General features: G+C 60.0%; 17 protein-coding genes. 12 read left to right on the top strand and 5 right to left on the bottom strand.

All coding sequences use genetic code 11. The features are described 5' to 3' along the window. Window positions 1–36: 36 nt before the first annotated feature. Window positions 37–1,026, bottom strand: coding sequence for a uridine-preferring nucleoside hydrolase UriH (gene uriH, locus CVS29_RS08075; RefSeq protein WP_110105820.1), 990 nt, complete (start codon window positions 1,024–1,026; stop codon window positions 37–39). A gap of 171 nt (window positions 1,027–1,197) precedes the next feature. Here uriH and CVS29_RS08080 point away from each other — a divergent pair, with 171 nt between their 5' ends. The 9 genes from CVS29_RS08080 (at window position 1,198) to dhaM (ending at window position 10,244) form a co-directional block, all read left to right on the top strand. Then, the gene (locus CVS29_RS08080; protein ID WP_245932119.1) at window positions 1,198–2,238 is read left to right on the top strand and encodes a LacI family DNA-binding transcriptional regulator; all 1,041 of its coding nucleotides are present in this window, start codon (window positions 1,198–1,200) and stop codon (window positions 2,236–2,238) included. A gap of 167 nt (window positions 2,239–2,405) precedes the next feature. Beyond that, window positions 2,406–3,854 carry a lysine--tRNA ligase gene (lysS, locus tag CVS29_RS08085; protein WP_110105946.1) on the top strand — a complete coding sequence of 483 codons (1,449 nt, stop codon included), beginning with the start codon at window positions 2,406–2,408 and terminating at the stop codon, window positions 3,852–3,854. Between the two features lie 14 nt (window positions 3,855–3,868). Beyond that, a complete protein-coding gene (locus CVS29_RS18430) occupies window positions 3,869–4,021 on the top strand; it encodes a hypothetical protein (RefSeq protein ID WP_170120936.1) in 153 nt (50 codons plus the stop codon). Between the two features lie 96 nt (window positions 4,022–4,117). Further along, window positions 4,118–4,459: a histone-like nucleoid-structuring protein Lsr2 gene (locus tag CVS29_RS08090; protein ID WP_110105821.1), complete on the top strand. Its 342-nt coding sequence runs from the start codon at window positions 4,118–4,120 to the stop codon at window positions 4,457–4,459. Window positions 4,460–4,635: 176 nt separating this feature from the next. Continuing rightward, the gene (locus CVS29_RS08095) at window positions 4,636–7,125 is read left to right on the top strand and encodes an ATP-dependent Clp protease ATP-binding subunit (protein WP_110105822.1); all 2,490 of its coding nucleotides are present in this window, start codon (window positions 4,636–4,638) and stop codon (window positions 7,123–7,125) included. Between the two features lie 151 nt (window positions 7,126–7,276). Beyond that, the gene (locus tag CVS29_RS08100; protein ID WP_110105947.1) at window positions 7,277–7,783 is read left to right on the top strand and encodes an amino-acid N-acetyltransferase; all 507 of its coding nucleotides are present in this window, start codon (window positions 7,277–7,279) and stop codon (window positions 7,781–7,783) included. A gap of 116 nt (window positions 7,784–7,899) precedes the next feature. Next, window positions 7,900–8,901, top strand: coding sequence for a dihydroxyacetone kinase subunit DhaK (dhaK, locus tag CVS29_RS08105; protein WP_110105823.1), 1,002 nt, complete (start codon window positions 7,900–7,902; stop codon window positions 8,899–8,901). After that, window positions 8,902–9,546, top strand: a complete 645-nt coding sequence (gene dhaL, locus CVS29_RS08110) for a dihydroxyacetone kinase subunit DhaL (RefSeq protein ID WP_110105824.1) — start codon at window positions 8,902–8,904, stop codon at window positions 9,544–9,546. It begins immediately after the preceding gene. After that, entirely contained in the window at window positions 9,543–10,244 is a 702-nt protein-coding gene (gene dhaM / locus CVS29_RS08115) for a dihydroxyacetone kinase phosphoryl donor subunit DhaM (protein ID WP_110105825.1), read from the top strand. Before dhaL ends, dhaM begins: the two co-directional genes overlap by 4 nt. Window positions 10,245–10,406: 162 nt before the next feature. On the opposite strand, the gene CVS29_RS08120 is transcribed toward dhaM, so the two are convergent. Beyond that, window positions 10,407–11,354, bottom strand: a complete 948-nt coding sequence (locus CVS29_RS08120; protein ID WP_110105948.1) for an HhH-GPD family protein — start codon at window positions 11,352–11,354, stop codon at window positions 10,407–10,409. Between the two features lie 58 nt (window positions 11,355–11,412). Between CVS29_RS08120 and CVS29_RS08125 the strand changes: the two genes are divergently transcribed. Beyond that, the gene (locus CVS29_RS08125; protein WP_245932121.1) at window positions 11,413–12,210 is read left to right on the top strand and encodes a hypothetical protein; all 798 of its coding nucleotides are present in this window, start codon (window positions 11,413–11,415) and stop codon (window positions 12,208–12,210) included. 49 nt (window positions 12,211–12,259) lie between these two features. Here CVS29_RS08125 and disA read toward each other — a convergent pair whose 3' ends face one another. The 3 genes from disA to CVS29_RS08140 form a co-directional block, all read right to left on the bottom strand. After that, window positions 12,260–13,330: a DNA integrity scanning diadenylate cyclase DisA gene (gene disA / locus CVS29_RS08130; protein ID WP_110105826.1), complete on the bottom strand. Its 1,071-nt coding sequence runs from the start codon at window positions 13,328–13,330 to the stop codon at window positions 12,260–12,262. Window positions 13,331–13,471: 141 nt separating this feature from the next. Further along, a complete protein-coding gene (radA, locus tag CVS29_RS08135; RefSeq protein WP_110105827.1) occupies window positions 13,472–14,863 on the bottom strand; it encodes a DNA repair protein RadA in 1,392 nt (463 codons plus the stop codon). Between the two features lie 83 nt (window positions 14,864–14,946). Beyond that, the gene (locus CVS29_RS08140) at window positions 14,947–16,080 is read right to left on the bottom strand and encodes an FUSC family protein (protein ID WP_110105828.1); all 1,134 of its coding nucleotides are present in this window, start codon (window positions 16,078–16,080) and stop codon (window positions 14,947–14,949) included. A 215-nt stretch (window positions 16,081–16,295) separates the two neighbouring features. Between CVS29_RS08140 and pstS the strand changes: the two genes are divergently transcribed. Next, window positions 16,296–17,417 (top strand): phosphate ABC transporter substrate-binding protein PstS, encoded by a 1,122-nt coding sequence (gene pstS / locus CVS29_RS08145; protein WP_110105829.1) that lies wholly within the window; start codon window positions 16,296–16,298, stop codon window positions 17,415–17,417. 51 nt (window positions 17,418–17,468) lie between these two features. Continuing rightward, window positions 17,469–18,416: a phosphate ABC transporter permease subunit PstC gene (pstC, locus tag CVS29_RS08150; protein ID WP_110105830.1), complete on the top strand. Its 948-nt coding sequence runs from the start codon at window positions 17,469–17,471 to the stop codon at window positions 18,414–18,416.

Below are 18,416 nucleotides of genomic sequence, written 5' to 3' on the forward strand. Positions count from 1 at the left end.
TCTTGGCAAACTTATTCGTGGTGGAGAGAGGTTGGCTCACAAGTCAACCTCGCCAATGCGTACCAGGGCATCGGTGACCATGTTCCAGAACTTCTCATGATCAAGACTCACAGCCACTGAGGTTTTGCAGCCGGCCGGTGCCGGGGCGCGGAAATCGGCCACGGTCATACCCAAGGTCAGTGTGCCCGTGAGCTCAATGTCAACGGGAACCTTCTGGGTGGTCATAACTGTTGGATCGATGACGTAGGCCACGGCGCAGGGGTCATGGACCGGTGGGTAGTCGAAGCCCTGGGCGTCCTTATAGGTTTGCGTGAAGAATTCCATGAGTTCCATAACGAACTTGGCCGGTTTTGTGCCCACAGCCTCGATGGCGGCAACAACCTCGGGTGTGGCGAGTGCCTGATGGGTGAGGTCAAGGCCCACCATGAGAACTTCCCAGCCTGCATTGAAGACAATGTGTGCGGCCTCGGGGTCAATCTTGATGTTGAATTCAGCTACAGGGCTCCAATTACCCACGTGATAACCGCCGCCCATCAGGACAACTTCCTTCACGCGCTCAACGATGCGCGGTTCCTTGCGGACAGCCATAGCAATGTTGGTCAAGCCGGCAGTGGGCACCAAGGTGATTGTGCCGGGCTCGTGCGCCATAACAGTTTCAATGATGAGGTCAACGGCGTGGCGCGGGTCAAGCTCGATTCTTGACTCGGGCTGATCGGGGCCGTCCATGCCGGAGTCACCGTGAATTGTTGGCGCCGTTTCAATGGTGCGCACCAGCGGGCGGTCGCAGCCCGCGGCAAAGGGGACGCCGGTGATGCCGGCAATGGTACCCACGGAAAGGGCGTTACGGGTGACCTTTTCAAGGGTCTGATTACCCACCACCGTGGTCACGGCGAGCAGCTCAATGTTCGGGTTGCCGTGTGCCAAAAGCAGCGCTACAGCGTCATCATGGCCGGGATCGCAGTCAAGGATGATCTTGCGGGGCGCGCCGGTGGGGGCAGTAAGACCTGTGGTGAGGTTCTGTTCCATATTCACTTAATTCTCCACGTCGTTGGGGGGATTCCGGCGGGCCGGGATCTTGCTCAGCGCTTAGTCTGGCACCGAAAAGCACCTCACGTCAACCGCTTAACGCACTTTACGTTAAGCGTTTGATCCATTGCGCTTGTAACAACTCCGCTGTGGCCTCGATAGGATCGCTGCATGGATGATTTTAAAACCTCCTCTGTACCCCGCGAAGGGTCCGCGCGTGTCACGGCTGCCATGGTGGGAGCCAGGGCCGGAGTCTCAGTAGCAACGGTTTCACTGGTGACCAGCGGCAAGACCGCGGGCCGGGTCTCAAAGGAAAACATTGCCAGGGTCCAAGAAGCTGTTGCCGAGCTGGGTTATGTTGTCAACGGTTTGGGCAGCTCACTCGCCAAGGGGCGCAGCAATATTGTCATCTTGGTGGCCCCGGATGTTTCCAATCCCTTCTTTGCCAAGGTCATTGCCGGTGTTAGGGAAGTTCTAGGCGAGAGCTTCCAATTACTGCTCTCGGTGACCGAGGCCGGGCAAACCCCCGCACCGCAAGATGTGCGCAAGCTGCTGGCGCTGCGCCCGGCGGGTTTGTTAGTTGACGCCCCCAGTGCACATTTTTTGGCCGAGCTTCAAATGAGCGATCCCATGGTGCTTTTGGATGCCGCCGGTATTACCAGCGCCGCGCCCTCAATCAACTTCGATGTTGCCCACGGCGCCCACTTGCTGGCACTCCACCTGGAAGCGCAAGGGCACGCTGCGGTGGCTTATCTTGACAGCTCAACAGGTACGGAGACGTTCCGTGTGCGCCGCGAGGCCTTCCACCGTTCCGCAGCCCAGCTCGGACTCAAAGTGGTGGCCCAAGGCAGTTCCATGATTGACGTCGGTGCGGCGGCTCTGGCGTTCACTGACTCCTGGTCGGATTGGTCGCACAAGGGGGTGTCCGCCGTCGTTTGTGCAACAGACACCCACGCCTACGGGGTTCTGCAGGAAGCGCGTGTTGCGGGACTGGCTGTTCCGAAAGAGCTAGCAGTGACTGGCTTTGACGATCTGCCATATTCTGCAACTTCGAATCCTGGCCTCACCACAGTGCATTTACCGGCACTGGAAATGGGGCGGCTCGCCGGTAGGGAATTACAGAAGCTCATGGCCGGAGAGGCTGCGCAGACGGTACCCAAGACGTTGCCGGCCACGCTGGTAGTACGCGGCTCTACCGCAGAGCCCGCCTAGAACCGTCACAAAGAAGAGTAGAACTCTTCTGCAGGGAAGGTGAGGGGAGGCTAGTAAGAGGGTGGAAAACTAGGCACGTAGGATTCACCCAGATTCACCAACTAAGCTGTTAACTCGTGAGCGCAGAAAATACCCTTTCCCCTGAACCCAATGACGCCTCTGAGCAAATGCTTGTCCGTTTGGACAAGCGAACCAAGTTGCTTGAACGAGGCGAACAGGCCTACCCGGTTGGGGTGGCGCGGACCCACACACTCGAAGAGATCCGCGCAAAATATCTGGAACTTGAAGCAGACACAGCAACAGGTGATGTGGCTGGTGTCACCGGCCGGGTTGTGTATATACGTAACAAGGGCAAGCTGTGCTTCGCCACACTTCAATCGGGTGCCGGAGCACGTCTGCAGATCATGCTCTCGCTCGCAAATGTGGGCGAAGGCGCGATGGCCGACTGGAAGGCACTCGTTGACCTGGGCGATCACGTCTTCTTCAAGGGTGAGGTCATCAGCTCCCGTACCGGTGAACTCTCCATCATGGCATCCGAATGGGCTATGGCATCAAAGGCGCTTCGCCCGCTGCCTGTTCTGCACGCAGAACTCTCCGAAGAAATGCGTGTGCGCCAGCGTTATGTTGACTTGATTGTCCGCGACACCGCCCGCGACCAAGTACGGATGCGCTCAGCCATCGTCAAGGCCATCAGGGACACGCTCCACGGCGAAGAATACATTGAACTTGAAACGCCCATTTTGCAGCTCATCCATGGTGGGGCTTCAGCCCGCCCGTTCCACACGCATCTTAACGCTTTTGACCAGCCCATGACTTTGCGTATTGCCATTGAGCTGTACTTGAAGCGTGCAGTGGTTGGGGGCATGGATAAGGTCTTTGAAGTGGGCCGAATCTTCCGCAATGAAGGGGTCGATTCAACGCACAGCCCGGAATTCACCATGCTGGAAGCCTATGAGGCTTATGGTGATCAATTCACCATGGCAAAAATCATGCAGCGCATTATTCTTGCGGCAGCAGATGCCGTGGGTTCACGTGTCATTGAAACTGATCGCGGACCAATTAACCTCGACGGAGAATGGCCATGGCTACCCGTCTATCAGGGCCTCTCCGACGGTGTTGGCCAGGAAATCACCCCCGAGACAACGGCAGAGCAATTGCGCGCCATTGCGAACGAGCGCAACATCAAAATTGATCCGGCCTGGGATGCTGAAAAGCTTGTCACGGAACTTTTTGGTGAAATTGTAGAACCGACACTAATTCAGCCCACCTTCGTTTGCGATTACCCGCCCTCGGCCCAGCCCCTGGCCCGTCCGCACCGGGACAAGGAAAACCTCATTGAGGCGTGGGACCTGATTATTGACGGCCGGGAAACCGGAACAGCATTCTCTGAGCTCATTGACCCGGTAATCCAGCGCGAACGTTTGACCCAGCAATCACTGGCAGCGGCGGCAGGAGACCCTGAAGCCATGCAGTTGGACGAAGACTTCCTGCGGGCCTTGGAATACGGTGCCCCACCCATGGGGGGTCTGGGCCTGGGTGTTGACCGTTTGGTCATGCTCTTCACAGGTGTTGGTATTCGGGAAGCCATTCTCTTTCCCTTGATGAAGCCAGAGTAGGAGCAGCAAAGAAAATGGAATACATTGCAGTTATTCTGCCATCATTGGGTGTTGGTGCACTTTTCTACTTCGCCATGAAGGCAATATTCAATGCGGATCGTTCAGAGCGTGAAGCAATGATAAAGGCGGAGCGGGAAGCGGATTCCTCCGGTGAACAAGGCAGCTAACGGCGCTGCTATTGATTGAACTTTGACGTGAAAGAATTTTCGAACCATAATTTATTCAGAAGTATTCATTAAATCTATGTTAGGCGATTACTCCCCATGGCACAGAAAATTCACATCACACTTGTAGACGATATTGACCAGAGCCCCGCTGATGAAAATGTCACCTTTGGGCTGGACGGTATCAGCTATGAAATTGACCTCTCAAACGAGAACGCAGAAGCATTGCGTACGGCACTTGGCAAATACATTGCTGCCGGGCGCCGTGCAGGAGGCCGTGCGGTCCGTGGTCGCGGAGCTGCGACTGCCCCCAAATCTGGCAGCGACGTAGCTCAGATCCGTGCTTGGGCTCGTGAAAATGGGTTCGAAGTCCACGAACGGGGCCGCATTCAGGCAGAGATTCGCGATGCCTACCATGCAGCGCAGGGCGGTCAGGCGTAAGCTTTTCCACGCTTAGCCCACCCAAGAACCACGGCGGGGCCACCTCATGAGGTGGCCCCGCCGTCGTACTTTAACCAGCAGGATCAAGGATTCTTATTTCCCCTGTGGCGAACACGCCCCCACGAGGCCCGGCTACTGCGTAGCATCAAAGTACGCAGTAAAAGGAGTGTGGCGAAATGTTTGAGCGATTCACTGATCGAGCCCGACGTGTTGTTGTGCTGGCCCAAGAAGAGGCCCGCATGCTCAACCACAATTACATTGGCACGGAGCATATTCTGCTCGGCCTCATCCACGAGGGTGAAGGTGTTGCCGCCAAGGCCTTGGAGTCCTTGAACATTTCGCTGGACGGTGTTCGCGAACAGGTCCAAGAGATCATTGGGCAGGGGCAGCAAGCTCCTAGCGGGCACATCCCCTTCACCCCGCGCGCCAAGAAAGTTCTTGAACTTTCACTGCGTGAGGCGCTACAGCTGGGCCATAACTACATTGGCACCGAGCACATCCTGCTCGGGCTGATCCGTGAAGGCGAAGGCGTTGCCGCGCAGGTGCTGGTAAAGCTCGGAGCGGATCTTGGACGCGTGCGCCAGCAGGTCAACCAGCTGCTTTCCGGCTACCAGGGCAAGGAGCCGGCGGCCAGTGGCGGCCAGCAACCCGAGGGCCAGCCCGCGGGTTCGGTGGTGCTGGACCAGTTTGGCCGGAACCTGACCCAGGCGGCACGGGAAAACAAGCTTGACCCGGTCATTGGGCGCGAGCATGAGATGGAACGCGTCATGCAGATCCTCTCTCGCCGCACCAAGAACAACCCGGTCCTCATTGGTGAGCCCGGCGTGGGCAAGACAGCCGTTGTTGAAGGTTTGGCGCAGGCCATTGTGCGCGGCGACGTGCCTGAGACCATCAAGGACAAGCAGCTGTACACCCTTGACCTGGGTTCCCTTGTGGCTGGTTCACGCTACCGAGGTGACTTTGAGGAGCGCCTGAAGAAGGTCCTCAAGGAAATCCGCACCCGCGGGGACATCATCCTCTTCATTGACGAAATCCACACCCTTGTGGGTGCCGGTGCCGCCGAAGGTGCCATCGATGCTGCCTCGATCCTCAAGCCCATGTTGGCTCGTGGTGAACTGCAGACCATTGGTGCCACTACCTTGGATGAGTACCGCAAGCACATTGAGAAGGACGCCGCTCTTGAGCGCCGCTTCCAGCCCATCCAGGTGATGGAACCCACCGTTCCGCTGACCATTGAGATCCTCAAGGGCCTGCGTGATCGCTACGAGGCACACCACCGCGTCTCGATCACCGACGGTGCGCTGACGGCGGCTGCTACGTTGGCTGACCGCTACATCAGTGACCGCTTCCTACCGGACAAGGCCATCGATTTGATCGATGAGGCCGGTGCCCGTCTGCGCATCCGTCGCATGACTGCACCACCCGAGCTCAAGGCCATGGATGGTGAAATTGCTGCTGTCAAGAAGCGCAAGGAAGACGCCATTGACGCTCAGGACTTTGAGGGTGCCGCCTCGTTGCGCGACGATGAGCAGAAGCTCATCACCGCCCGTGCCGAGAAAGAACGCCTGTGGAAGTCAGGTGGCCTGGATGAGATCTCCGAGGTCGACGAAGAACTCATCGCTGAGGTATTGGCGAACTCCACCGGTATCCCGGTCTTCAAGCTGACCGAGGCCGAGTCCACGCGTCTGCTGAAGATGGAAGATGAACTGCACAAGCGTGTGGTGGGTCAGAACGAAGCCATCAAGTCCATCTCGCAGGCGATCCGCCGTACGCGTTCGGGGTTGAAAGACCCCAAGCGTCCGGGTGGTTCGTTCATCTTTGCCGGTCCCACCGGTGTTGGTAAGACCGAGCTGGCCAAGGCCTTGGCTGAGTTCCTCTTCGGCGACGAAGACGCACTCATCACCTTGGACATGTCCGAGTACTCGGAAAAGCACACGGTTTCGCGCCTGTTCGGTGCCCCTCCGGGCTACGTTGGCTACGAAGAAGGCGGGCAGCTGACCGAGAAGGTCCGCCGCCGTCCGTTCTCCGTCGTTCTGTTCGACGAGGTTGAAAAGGCGCACGCAGACCTGTTCAACTCGCTGCTGCAGATTCTCGAAGATGGTCGTCTGACCGACAGCCAGGGCCGGGTGGTGGACTTCAAGAACACCATCATCATCATGACAACCAACTTGGGAACGCGCGACATCTCCAAGTCGATTGCCACTGGATTCCAGTCCGGCTCGGACACACAGACCGGCTACAACCGGATGAAGGCACGCGTCTCGGAGGAGCTCAAGCAGCACTTCCGCCCCGAGTTCCTGAACCGTGTTGATGACGTTGTGGTGTTCCCGCAGCTCACACAGGACGAGATCATCGAGATCGTGGACTTCATGGTTGCACGCTTGGAGACTCGTTTGGCAGATAAGGGCATGGGCATTGAGCTCACCCCGGCCGCGAAGGTCCTGCTGGCCACCAAGGGCTACGATCCGGCGATGGGTGCCCGGCCGCTGCGCCGCACCATCCAGCGTGAGATTGAGGATAACCTCTCCGAAAAGATTCTCTTCGGTGAGCTCAAGGATGGCGACATCGTTTCAGTGGGCGTTGAGGGCGAGGGCGACGAGGCGAAGTTCACCTTTGTGGGCACGGCCAAGCCGAACATCCCGGACGCCATCACGGCCTCGGCCTAAAGAACCAAAGCTAAAGCAACAAAGTAGTACCTCGCCAGACGCCCGGTTAGTTAGCTAACCGGGCGTCTGTGGTTTAAGTGGGATGTGGTTTAAGTGGTGGCGGTTTAAGGTGCCCCCGGGGTCATAGACTGAAGCGGTGACTGCACAAATCATTGCCCCCGCTATTGTCCTCCGGCCTGCCAGGACGGCCGATGTCCACGCCATCAAGAATCTGGTGGCCCCGCTGGCCGAGAAGAGAATTCTGATTTCCAAGGAGTCCGTCACCTACTTCGAGGCCATCCAAGAATTTTTGATTGCAGAAATTGATGGCGAAATTGTTGGCTGCGGGGCGCTGCACGTCATGTGGGAAGACCTTGCAGAGATCCGCACCCTCGCCACTACTGATACCTTGCGGGGCAGGGGAATTGGCCGGGCGATCGTTGAAAAGTTGCTGGTAAATGCCAGAGTACTCGGCGTCAGCCGTGTCTTTTGCCTGACCTTCGAGGTGGACTTCTTTCTCCGCAGTGGTTTCACCGTCATGGCCGACCAGAGCGTTGTTGATCCCGCCGTTTACTCCGAACTGCTGCGATCCGCCGATGAAGGTGTTGCCGAATTTTTGGATCTCGCCCGGGTTAAACCCAATACTCTGGGCAATACCAGGATGATCTGCCAGTTGTAGTAACCGCAGCGAAGAGCTGACATCTCTACCAACGGGGCATAGGCCCGGGTAGGGTTCAGAGGGGTGCCGTTTCAAGGGACCCCACTAATCGCTGTGTGATTTCGGAGGGTTTAGTCATGAAAAAGCTCATCAATGATCCCAAGACGGTAGTCGATGAATCGGTGGAGGGATTTGGCCAGGCACATGCCGGACATGTAAGGGTGCACACTGATCCGCTCTTTGTGACCCGTAAGGACGCGCCCCGGGCCGGCAAGGTGGGGCTAATTTCGGGCGGTGGCAGTGGCCATGAGCCCTTGCACGCAGGCTATGTGGGATACGGCATGCTGGACGCCGCAGTTCCCGGCCCCATGTTCACCTCGCCTACTCCCGACGCCATTATTCCGGCGACCATCGCAGCCAACGCTGGCGCCGGCGTGGTGCATATTGTCAAGAACTACACCGGTGACGTGCTCAACTTTGAGACGGCAGCCGAAATGGCTGAGGCTGAAGGCGTTTCTGTCCGCACCGTCCTAGTCAACGACGACGTTGCCGTGGAGGACTCGCTATACACGGCAGGGCGCCGCGGGGTGGCTGGGACCGTGCTGGTGGAAAAGATCGCAGGTGCTGCCGCAGAGCGCGGGGATGATCTGGACGGCGTGGCCGCAATTGGCCAGCGCGTCAATGACAACGTGCGCAGCATGGGTGTTGCACTGTCCGCCTGCACTGTCCCTCATGCCGGGGTGCCCAGTTTTGAACTGGCCGAGGATGAGATTGAGATTGGCATTGGCATTCACGGCGAACCGGGGCGCCACAAGATTCCCATGGAGAACGCCGACGCAATTACGCAACGGCTGCTGGAGCCGATCTTGAGCGACCTTGCTCCGGCGGCAGGGGAGCGGGTACTGCTCTTTGTCAACGGCATGGGCGGCACCCCGGCAAGTGAGCTGTACATTGTGTACCGGCACGCCGCCAAGGTCCTGGAAGCTGCCGGACTCATTGTGGAACGCTCGCTGGTGGGCAACTACATCACCGCCTTGGAAATGCAGGGCTGCTCAATCTCGGTGCTGCGCCTGGACGATGAAATGATTGAGCTGTGGGATGCACCCGTGAACACGCCTGCACTGCGCTGGGGGATGTAAATGAAACCGACACTTGACACTGCCTGGGCCGTGCAATGGCTGCGGCTGGCAGCAAAGGTCATTGCCGAAAACCGGATGGCCTTGATTGAGCTGGACAGGGTCATTGGAGACGGGGACCACGGCGAAAATATGGACCGCGGCTTCAGTGCCGTCCTGACGAAGCTCGACGCCGAGCCGCCCGCCACCCCCGGAGCCGCCTTCAAGCTGGTGGCAATGACGTTGATGTCGAAGGTGGGAGGGGCTGCAGGGCCGCTCTATGGCACGGCATTCCTGCGTGCCGCCTCAGCCGTGGGGGACGCAGCCGAGCTGGATTCAAACACGCTCGCCGCCGCCCTGGCCGCCGCACGGGACGGTGTGGTTGCCCGTGGCAAGGCGTCAGTGGGAGAGAAGACCATGATTGACGCCTGGACCCCGGCCGTGGACGCCGCGTCCGCAGCTGCTGCCTCCGGGGCCACTCCGGCGGCCCTCTTGGCTGCGGCAGCCACGGCTGCCGAGGCCGGTTCCGTCTCCACGGATCCATTGATTGCCCGCAAGGGCCGCGCCAGCTATCTGGGGGAGCGGGCGATTGGGCACCGCGATCCGGGCTCGGTCTCCTCGGCACTGATTTTGCGTGCAGCAGCACAGGCCGCGGGGGAGGGCGCATGAGCGTAGGGTTGGTCATTGTCTCCCACAGCACCCAGCTGGCGGCCGGGGTTGTTGAACTGGCCGAGCAGATGGCCCCCGATGTGGTTTTGATTCCCGCCGGTGGCATGGACGACGGCGGCATTGGGACATCGCTGGAAAAGGTCATGAGTGCGCTGGGGGAGGCAGATACCGGGGCCGGGGCAGTGGTGCTGACCGATCTTGGCTCGGCCGTCATGACGGCCGAAGCCGCGCTGGAATTCATGGGCAGCCCCGAGCTGGTCCGCTTGGCCGACGCGCCTTTGGTTGAAGGTGCGGTTGCTGCCGCGGTGGCCGCACAATCCGGGGCATCACTCGAGGTGGTACTCAAGGCCGCCGAGACGGCGCTGGCTGCACCAGCCATATCCGCCGTACCCGCGCCGGCCGCTGCCGAGGGGCCAGCTTCATCCGCTGCCGTGGCTGATACCGCTGTGACGGCTGTGCTGAGGCTCATCAACCCCATGGGCCTGCACGCCCGCCCGGCGGGGGCGCTGGCAGGCGCACTCGGGGCCATGGATGTGGATATTGAAATCAACGGGGTGGACGGGCAGTCGGTCATGATGCTGATGACGCTCGGTGCCGCACAGGGCACGGAGCTGAACGTCTCGGCCACGGGTCCGGACGCGCAACGGGCCGTGGAACTGGTGCGCACGCAAGTGGAAGCCGGATTCGGAGAGATCTGAGATACCAGGACGTGGTGGCTGTCATTTTCGGGTGGTTCGCGCGCCGGCAAGGCGATGCGGAGGTAGTTGTTAAGATCGGAGGCCTGTCCACAGGCCTCCGATCTTAACAACTACCTCCGTTGCTGTCATCTGCCCGTCATTTCAGCTCCAGCGGCCTGAGGGTTACGCGGGGAGTTGGTACCCGGCGGGTGAGAGCTGGGCTAGGCCGTCTACCACCAGGCCTGCGAGGGCACGCTCTAGTTGGGGCGCGTGGGTGTTCAACTGGTGCAGTTTTGCCAGCTCGGCCGTTACTTCCAGGTGTAACTGGGCAGCCTGTGCATCCCACAGGAGGTCTGCATGGATGGGCGAGCTGGCAGCCCGCAGCACAGCCATAACCGCCCCGCGCACCTGCCTGTCTGTCCCAGCCCATGGTTGCCCTTTTGGAATGTAGGTAGGTTCCGGCTGGCCCGCAGCAATCCAGGCACATTGCTCAAACACAGGGCATTGCTCACACTTTGGGCTCCTAGCCGTGCAGATCAAAGCCCCCAATTCCATCACTGATGCGTTCCACAGCACAGATTTATCGCGGTCCTCGGGCAGGAGCTGGGCCGCCAATGTCATTTCGGCAGCAGTTAGTGCCGGTGCCGGCAGTGCTTGGCCAATGACTAGCCGGGCGTGCACTCTACGGATATTGGTGTCCACCACGGTGGTGCGCTGGCCATACGCGAACGCGGCAACCGCCGCAGCCGTGTACGTCCCCACGCCGGGAAGCGCCAGAAGTTCCGTGTACGTGTTCGGCACAGCGCCGTCGTACTTTTGAAGAATTTCAGTGGCGGCAGCATGCAGCCGTAAAGCTCGCCGGGGGTAGCCCAAACGGCCCCAGGCGCGCAGCACCTCGGCGGCCGGAGCCGCCGCGAAGTCTGCCGGGGTGGGCCAGCGCTCCATCCACGCTTCCCACACCGGTTGCACCCTCACCACGGGTGTCTGCTGCAACATGATCTCGCTGACAAGAATGCCCCAGGCAGAGCAATCATGGCGCCATGGCAGGTCTCTGGCTTCGCGCTGGAACCAGGCATTGATGCGGTGGTGCAGGACTTCTGTGGGAACGCGGGAGGGCGCTGTGGTGGGCATGAATTTCCTTGCGAGGGAGAACTGGCCGGTGGCCAGGGTGATGAACATAGCGGGGAAGGTGAGCGTTCCTTTTAGCGTAGCCGCTAACGGTTTGGCGGCTGACGGCGTGGTTGGTCAGGCGCAGCTCCGGGATTTCGCTAGGCTTGGGTTTGTGGGAAATTCAAGTAGTTCCGGACGTGGCAAGAATTCCTCAGTTGCGCCCGGTGGCAAACCCGCATCGACGGGCGCAGGGCCTCAGGGAAAGCCACCACGGCAGCCCGGTGTTTCAGCCAAGGTCTACCGCCGGCGTCGCATGGTAGTGGCGGTCCTGACGCTGCTGGTTGTAGCCGCGATTGTGGCAGGAACCTTCTTGATCTCCGGGTTCCTTGGCGGTGGGAGCAAAAATGATACCCAACCTGCTGTGGTTGGCAACAGCCCTACTGAAAAAGCCAAGCCCGCTGCCAAGGCGGGAACTCCGCCGTCGGATGTGTGCGATGAGGCCGGGATCAAAGTCAAGGCCAGCGTAGACAAACCCTCCTATGGGCCAGATGATCATCCAGTGCTCACCCTGCAGGTGACAAATTCCGGCAAGACCCATTGCGATATCAACGTGGGAACCAGCCAAATGGAATTTTTGATCACCAGTGGCGAAGACATCATCTTCAACTCCGCGTACTGCCAAATGGATAGCACGGATCTGGTCAAGAACCTGGCCCCGGGTGCTTCGGAGAAAGCCAACTTTGTGTGGCAGCAGAACCGGACGGCACCTGACTGCGCCAAGGTAGTCTCCCAACCCGGCCGCGGTGGCGCCACGTATGTTCTGGTGGCCACCCTAGGGAAATGGTCCAGCGAAAAGGTCACCTTCACCTTGACGTAGCAACTGGCGCCCGTGGACTAGCTTGTGGCACCCCTGCCGCAGCTGCGGGTTAGAGGAAACGGTCCAACAAGCTGGCTTCGGCAATGCGGGAGAGGCCCTCGCGGACGTTGCGGGCGCGGAGCTCGCCGATCCCATCAACCATCATGAGCTCGTCAATGGTGGCTGCCATCAGGTTCTGCAAGCCACCAAAATGGTCAACAAGACGCCCCGCAATGGCGGGCGGGACGGCCTTCAAGCCCGAAACCAGGCGGTAGCCGCGAGGCTGGATGATGGCGTCGATGGAGTCATTGCCAGAGACCAGGCCAACAATGCCGGCAATTGCGTTCAGGTCTATGAGGTCAGCCTGGTCAATCTCCTGCAGGGCAGCCACAGCGGCGTCAACATCTGTTGTTTCCGGGTCGGTGTAATCGCGGATCACCATATCCGCACCGGAGCCGCGGCTTGCGGAAAGTTCTTCGAGCTGAAGGGAGAGCAAGCGCCCATCCACACCCAGTTCAAGGACGTACTGGGCAATTTCTTCGGAAATGCGGCGCACCATCTCGTGGCGTTGCAAGGTGATAGCTACGTCGCGGACAGTAACCATGGCCTCAATTTCCAGCGCCGACAATGAACTTGTCACCTGGTCCAGCCGTGCCCGGTAACGTTCCAAAGTAGCCAGGGCTTGGTTGGCGCGGGCCAGAATTTTTTCCGAACCTTCAAGGACGTAGCGCAAGCCATCCACATAGAGGGCAATGATCTGCATTGATTGGCTAACGGAAACTACCGGGACACCGGTTTGGATTGCTACGCGTTCGGCCGTGCGGTGCCGGGTGCCTGATTCCTGGGTTTCAATGCTGGGGTCAGGGACCAGCTGGACGGCAGCGCGGAGTATCTTGGTGGCGTCCTTGTCGCAGACTATTGCACCGTCCATTTTTGCCAGTTCACGAAGGCTGGTGGGGGCGAAGTCTATGCCGATCTCAAAGCCGCCAGAGCACAGGCTTTCAATGGTCTTATCTGAACCGAGCACAATGAGTGCACCCGTGCGGCCTCGAAGAATACGTTCCAGCCCATCACGCAGTGGCGTTCCCGGCGCGACACGGGCAAGAGTGGCCTTGAGGGCCTCTTCGGGGCTGCGAAGCATGGGCGGTTCCTTCTTTTCAAGCGCGGGAATCCGCGCAAGTCACAGTGCCCATAATAGTAGGAGCCCTACACCTTTGAGCTTCGCCTTGCCTTTAGGCGCGCGCATCTTGACCGATCTGTGTCCTGATCACCTCCAAAACCCCTAAAGGTGCAGCAGAAGTTCCGTTGCCTCGGCGATGTGCTCGATCTGTTTGACCGTGAAGTCCGGTGGAATGGGACCGGGGCCATTGGCGCTTGCCGGCACCAGAGCATGTGTGTAACCCAGGCGGCTGGCCTCTTGGATACGCTGGTTGATGCCTGGCACAGGGCGCACCTCACCGGCTAGTCCCACCTCCCCAAAAGCCACCATCTTGGCGTGGACAACCTTGTTGGTTTTAGCCGAAACAATGGACATGGCCACAGCAAGGTCCAAGGCCGGCTCACTCAACCGGGCCCCGCCCACCGTGGCCACATAACTGTCATCGGCGTCCAACCGCAGCCCTGCCCGCTGCTGCAACACGGCAAGCAGCATGCCAACACGGGTGGAATCCAAACCGCTGACAGTGCGCCGCGGCGAGGACCCCAGGGACGGGGTTAGAAGTGCTTGAACCTCGGCGAGCAGGGGGCGCCGTCCCTCCATAGTCACCGTGATGCAGGTGCCTGAAACGGGTGCCGAAATACGGGAGGTGAACAGCCCGCTGGGATCTGCCAGACCTTCGATGCCGTTGTCCGTCAAATCAAAACAGCCCACCTCATCGGTTTGCCCGTACCTGTTTTTCACGGCTCGCAACAGGCGCAGCCGGGAGTGGCGTTCACCATCGAACTGGCACACCACATCCACCAAGTGTTCCAAAAGGCGGGGACCGGCAATGGAACCGTCCTTGGTCACATGACCCACCAGCAAAGTGGTCATGTTCAACCGCTTGGCGGCAGCAATGAGTGAGGCCGCCACCTCGCGCACCTGCGAGACCCCACCCGCTGCCCCATCAACCATGGCGCTGCTAAAGGTCTGCACCGAGTCAACAATCAACAGTGCCGGCTGCACTGCTTCCACCTGGCCCAGAGCGGTGCCAAGATCCGTTTCGGCGCCCAGATACAAAGTGTCCGCAACCGCGCCAATACGTTCGGCACGCAACTTCACCTGGGCCGCCGATTCCTCACCCGTTAGGTACAGCACCTTTTGGGGTGCACGGCCATGGTCATTACGAGCAAATTTGGCAGCCACATCCAGCAGCAGGGTGGACTTTCCCACACCGGGTTCCCCCGCCAGTAGGATCACGGCCCCTGGCACCATGCCACCACCTAGAACGCGGTCCAGCTCCGGGACTCCCGTGAGGTTGTGCGCGGCCTTGGAGGCGTCAACGTCCGCAATCAGCTGGGCTGGGCGCATAACAGTGGTGGCCGCCGTGGTCCTGACAACCACGGTGCCAATTTCTTCCAAGGTGCCCCAAGCCTGGCATTCGCCACAACGGCCAACCCATTTCACGGCGCTCCAGCCGCACTCCGTGCAACGGAAATTCTGTCCCGAGTTTGTTTTTGCGCTCTTTGCTGCCATGGTTCAAGCCTAGCGCCGGGCACCGACATCCGCGGGCGGCCCGGCGCTCGGGCACCTCAGGTGGAGTGCGCTGCGCCCGCTTATTAGAGTGCTGGCAATAATGAGCGGATGTCGGCGGGGTCCATTTTGGCGGCTTCCAACAGGTCCACCATGAGTGTGCGGAACAGCAACACCACTGTTTCTCCCTCCATGCGCGTTATTTCCAAGGTGGCCGGGTGCAAACGAATGGCAATGTCTGCCAGGGAATCACGGGCGTGGCTCAGCGTAATGCGTGAAGTGGTATCGGCAAGGGCCGCACCCAGCTCATCCACGGCAGTTGCCGTCTCACTCATAACTTCGGCCAAGTGCATGGACCCGGCCTCAGAAAGGGCTGCATTGTTGATGACACTGGCCAGCCGCCGGGCTAAAACCCGGGCCGAACGCATGGCATAATCCACCCGCACCATGAGCTTCGCCAGCCCCTCAACTTCTTGTAAATGCCGGCGGTACAAGGGGGAAAGCCGGGCAATTTCAACAGAGCCACGCAAACCCTGCCGCATGGCGTCAATGCGGGGTTGCTGGCCGCGGGCGCGGACCAGTGCATGCCAGGCAGTGGTGGAATCGTTGTACGCCAAGGCGGAGGCGCATTCACGCAACACCAGGGAAAGCTCACCGAGCACTTCCTTGAGATCATCCTTGGGCTCACGGCGCGGGTCCCGGGGGATCAAGAACGTAGCTGCCAAGGCGAAGCAGCCACCTACAACCGCGTCCAAGCTGCGAGTAAATGGGCCGCCGGCCGGGATCGGTAACAGCACCACAAGAAGGGACTGCAGTGCCAACTGCGTGGTGAAGATGGCTCCGCTATCCAAGAAGCGGGCCAACACTATGGAGAGGAACAATATTAAGGCGGCCTGCCAGATCCCGGAGCCCAGCCAGTGCAGCAACATGTCTCCCAGGGCTATGCCTATGGTGCAACCCAGGCCCACTTCAAGGACGCGGCGCACACGCGGGTCCCTAGAAAAGCCGAGCGCGATGATGGCACTGGTGGCGGCAAACAAGGGGCCTTGATGCCCCAACACCAGCTCTGAAAAGTAGTAGGCGGAAACAGCGCAAATGGCCATCAACAAGGCGGGCAGAACTGAGCTTGCGCTGCGGCGCAGGCCGAGCCGGATACGACGCTTGAGAAAGAGAACTGTGGCGGCCGTCCCAGTGGGCTCCGACGGGGCTGAACCTGGCATGGAATTAGTCTATGCGCAGCGGCTGAACCCGGTTGGTGGGCCGAAACAAGAAGGAGGTGACCGGCGTCGGGCATTAAAGCTGCGGTAAGTGAAGGCGAAGAATCCCTGAAGCGTTAACCTTGCGTTCACTTGGGAGGGGCCCCGGCTTCACTTCAGCCTCCTACTCTCGAAGAGTAATGAAAAAGAAGAATGCAACCCATCGAAGAGGTAAAAGCGTGAAGGCACTTCACATTGGCCGCGTAGCAGCAGTTCTCACCGTCGGCGCATTGGCACTTACAGCATGCGGTACGGACAACGTGGTCACCCCCGGTAACGGCGGGGGCACCACGGCAAGCACCGGCTCAACGGTCACCGGAACACTGACCGGTACGGGCGCCAGCTCCATCTCCGCCGCCATGGACGCGTGGAAGGCCGGCTTTGAGTCCGCGAACTCCGGCGCCAAGATTCAGTACTCACCCGAAGGCTCCGGCGCGGGACGCAAGGCACTGATTGCAGGAGCCGTGCAGTTCGCCGGCTCGGACGCGTTCATGAAGGACGAAGAGCTCACCTCCGCCAAGGAAAAGTGCGGGCCCGACGGCGCCATCAACGTCCCCTGGTACATCTCACCGATAGCGGTGGCCTTCAATGTGGACGGCGTCAAGGATCTCAAGCTCGACGCCAGCACGATCGCCAAGATTTTCCGGGGCGAAATTAAGAACTGGAATGACCCGGCCATCAAGGCAGCCAACACGGACGCCACACTGCCGGATTTGGCCATCACGCCCGTGCACCGCTCCGATAACTCGGGCACCACCGAGAACTTCACCGACTACCTGGCCGCAGCCGCCTCGGGCGTGTGGACTGATAAGAAGTCCGGTGACTGGCCCTCAGCTCTGCCCGGCGAGAACGCCAAGGGCACCTCGGGGGTTGTCAAAACCGTCATCGAGACAGCCGGCGCCATCACCTACGCTGATGACTCGGCAGTCACTGACGCCTTGGGCAAGGTTGAGCTCAAGGTTGGCGACGCGTTTGTGCCCGTCACCGCCGAGGCTGCAGCCAAAGCAGTTGACGCTGCAACTGTTGTGGCAGGGCGCAGTGCCAACGATCTATCCCTGAAGCTGGACCGCACCACCACCGTGGCCGGAGCCTACCCGGCAGTGCTGGTCTCCTATGGCGTATTCTGCGCCTCCTACCCGGATGCCAGCACAGTTGACCTGGTCAAGGCCTTCGGTTCCTTTGTTCTCAGCGACGAAGGTCAGAAGCAGGCAGCCGACGCCGCCAAGAGCGCGCCCCTGTCCGCCGAGTTGGCGGCCAAGGCGAAGGCGTCAATTGACTCCATCAGCGTCGCCAGCAAGTAAGCGCCGGTTCTAGGCAAGAGTTCGAAGCAAGAGTCAGTAGAAAGTACTAGATTGACCACCACAAAGCTCGCACCCACATCGGGGGCAGGGCGCTCTGCGACAGGCCGCACCGGAGACCGAGTGTTCTCCGGTGCGGCACTGGGCGCCGGTGCGCTGATAGTTGCCGTGTTGTTTGCCGTGGCACTATTCCTGGTTGTCCAGGCACTTCCCACTTTTAGTGCGAACCCTGCCGAGATCACGGGGGGAGAGGGGTTCTTCTCCTACATCTTCCCCATTGTCATTGGCACGTTGATTGCAGCCACGATTGCACTGCTCATCGCCACGCCCATCGGGGTGGCAGTGGCCTTGTTCATCTCGCACTATGCCCCGCGGCGCCTGGCCAGGGGGTTGGGCTATGTGGTGGACCTTCTTGCAGCGATTCCCTCAGTTGTCTACGGCGCTTGGGGAGCCAGCTTTCTGGCTTCCTCCCTCAAAGCGCCCTACGCGTGGCTGGCTGAGCACTTAGGCTGGATTCCCATCTTCGCCGGACCGGCGTCCGGGACGGGCAAGACCATTTTGACGGCGGGCATTGTGCTGGCCGTCATGGTGTTGCCCATCATCGCCTCACTCACCCGGGAGATTTTCCTGCAGGCCCCCATGCTGCACCAAGAAGCGGCGTTGGCGTTGGGGGCCACCCGGTGGGAAATGATTCGCATGGCAGTTCTGCCCTTTGCCCGCGGCGGCATCATCAGCGCCGTCATGCTGGGTTTGGGCCGGGCTCTTGGTGAGACCATGGCGGTTGCGCTGGTGCTCTCCTCCGGGCCGCTGATCGCCTCCTTGATTCGCTCCGGCAATCAGACCATTGCCGCGGAGATTGCCCTTGACTTCCCGGAGGCCTTTGGCCTGCGCATGCACGAACTCATCGCAGCCGGTCTGGTGCTGTTCCTCATCACTTTGGCAGTGAACATGGTGGCCCGCTGGGTTATCAACCGCCACAAAGAATTCTCGGGAGCCAACTAG

The sequence above is a fragment of the Arthrobacter psychrochitiniphilus genome (assembly GCF_003185915.1).
GTDB classification, from domain to species: domain Bacteria; phylum Actinomycetota; class Actinomycetes; order Actinomycetales; family Micrococcaceae; genus Specibacter; species Specibacter psychrochitiniphilus.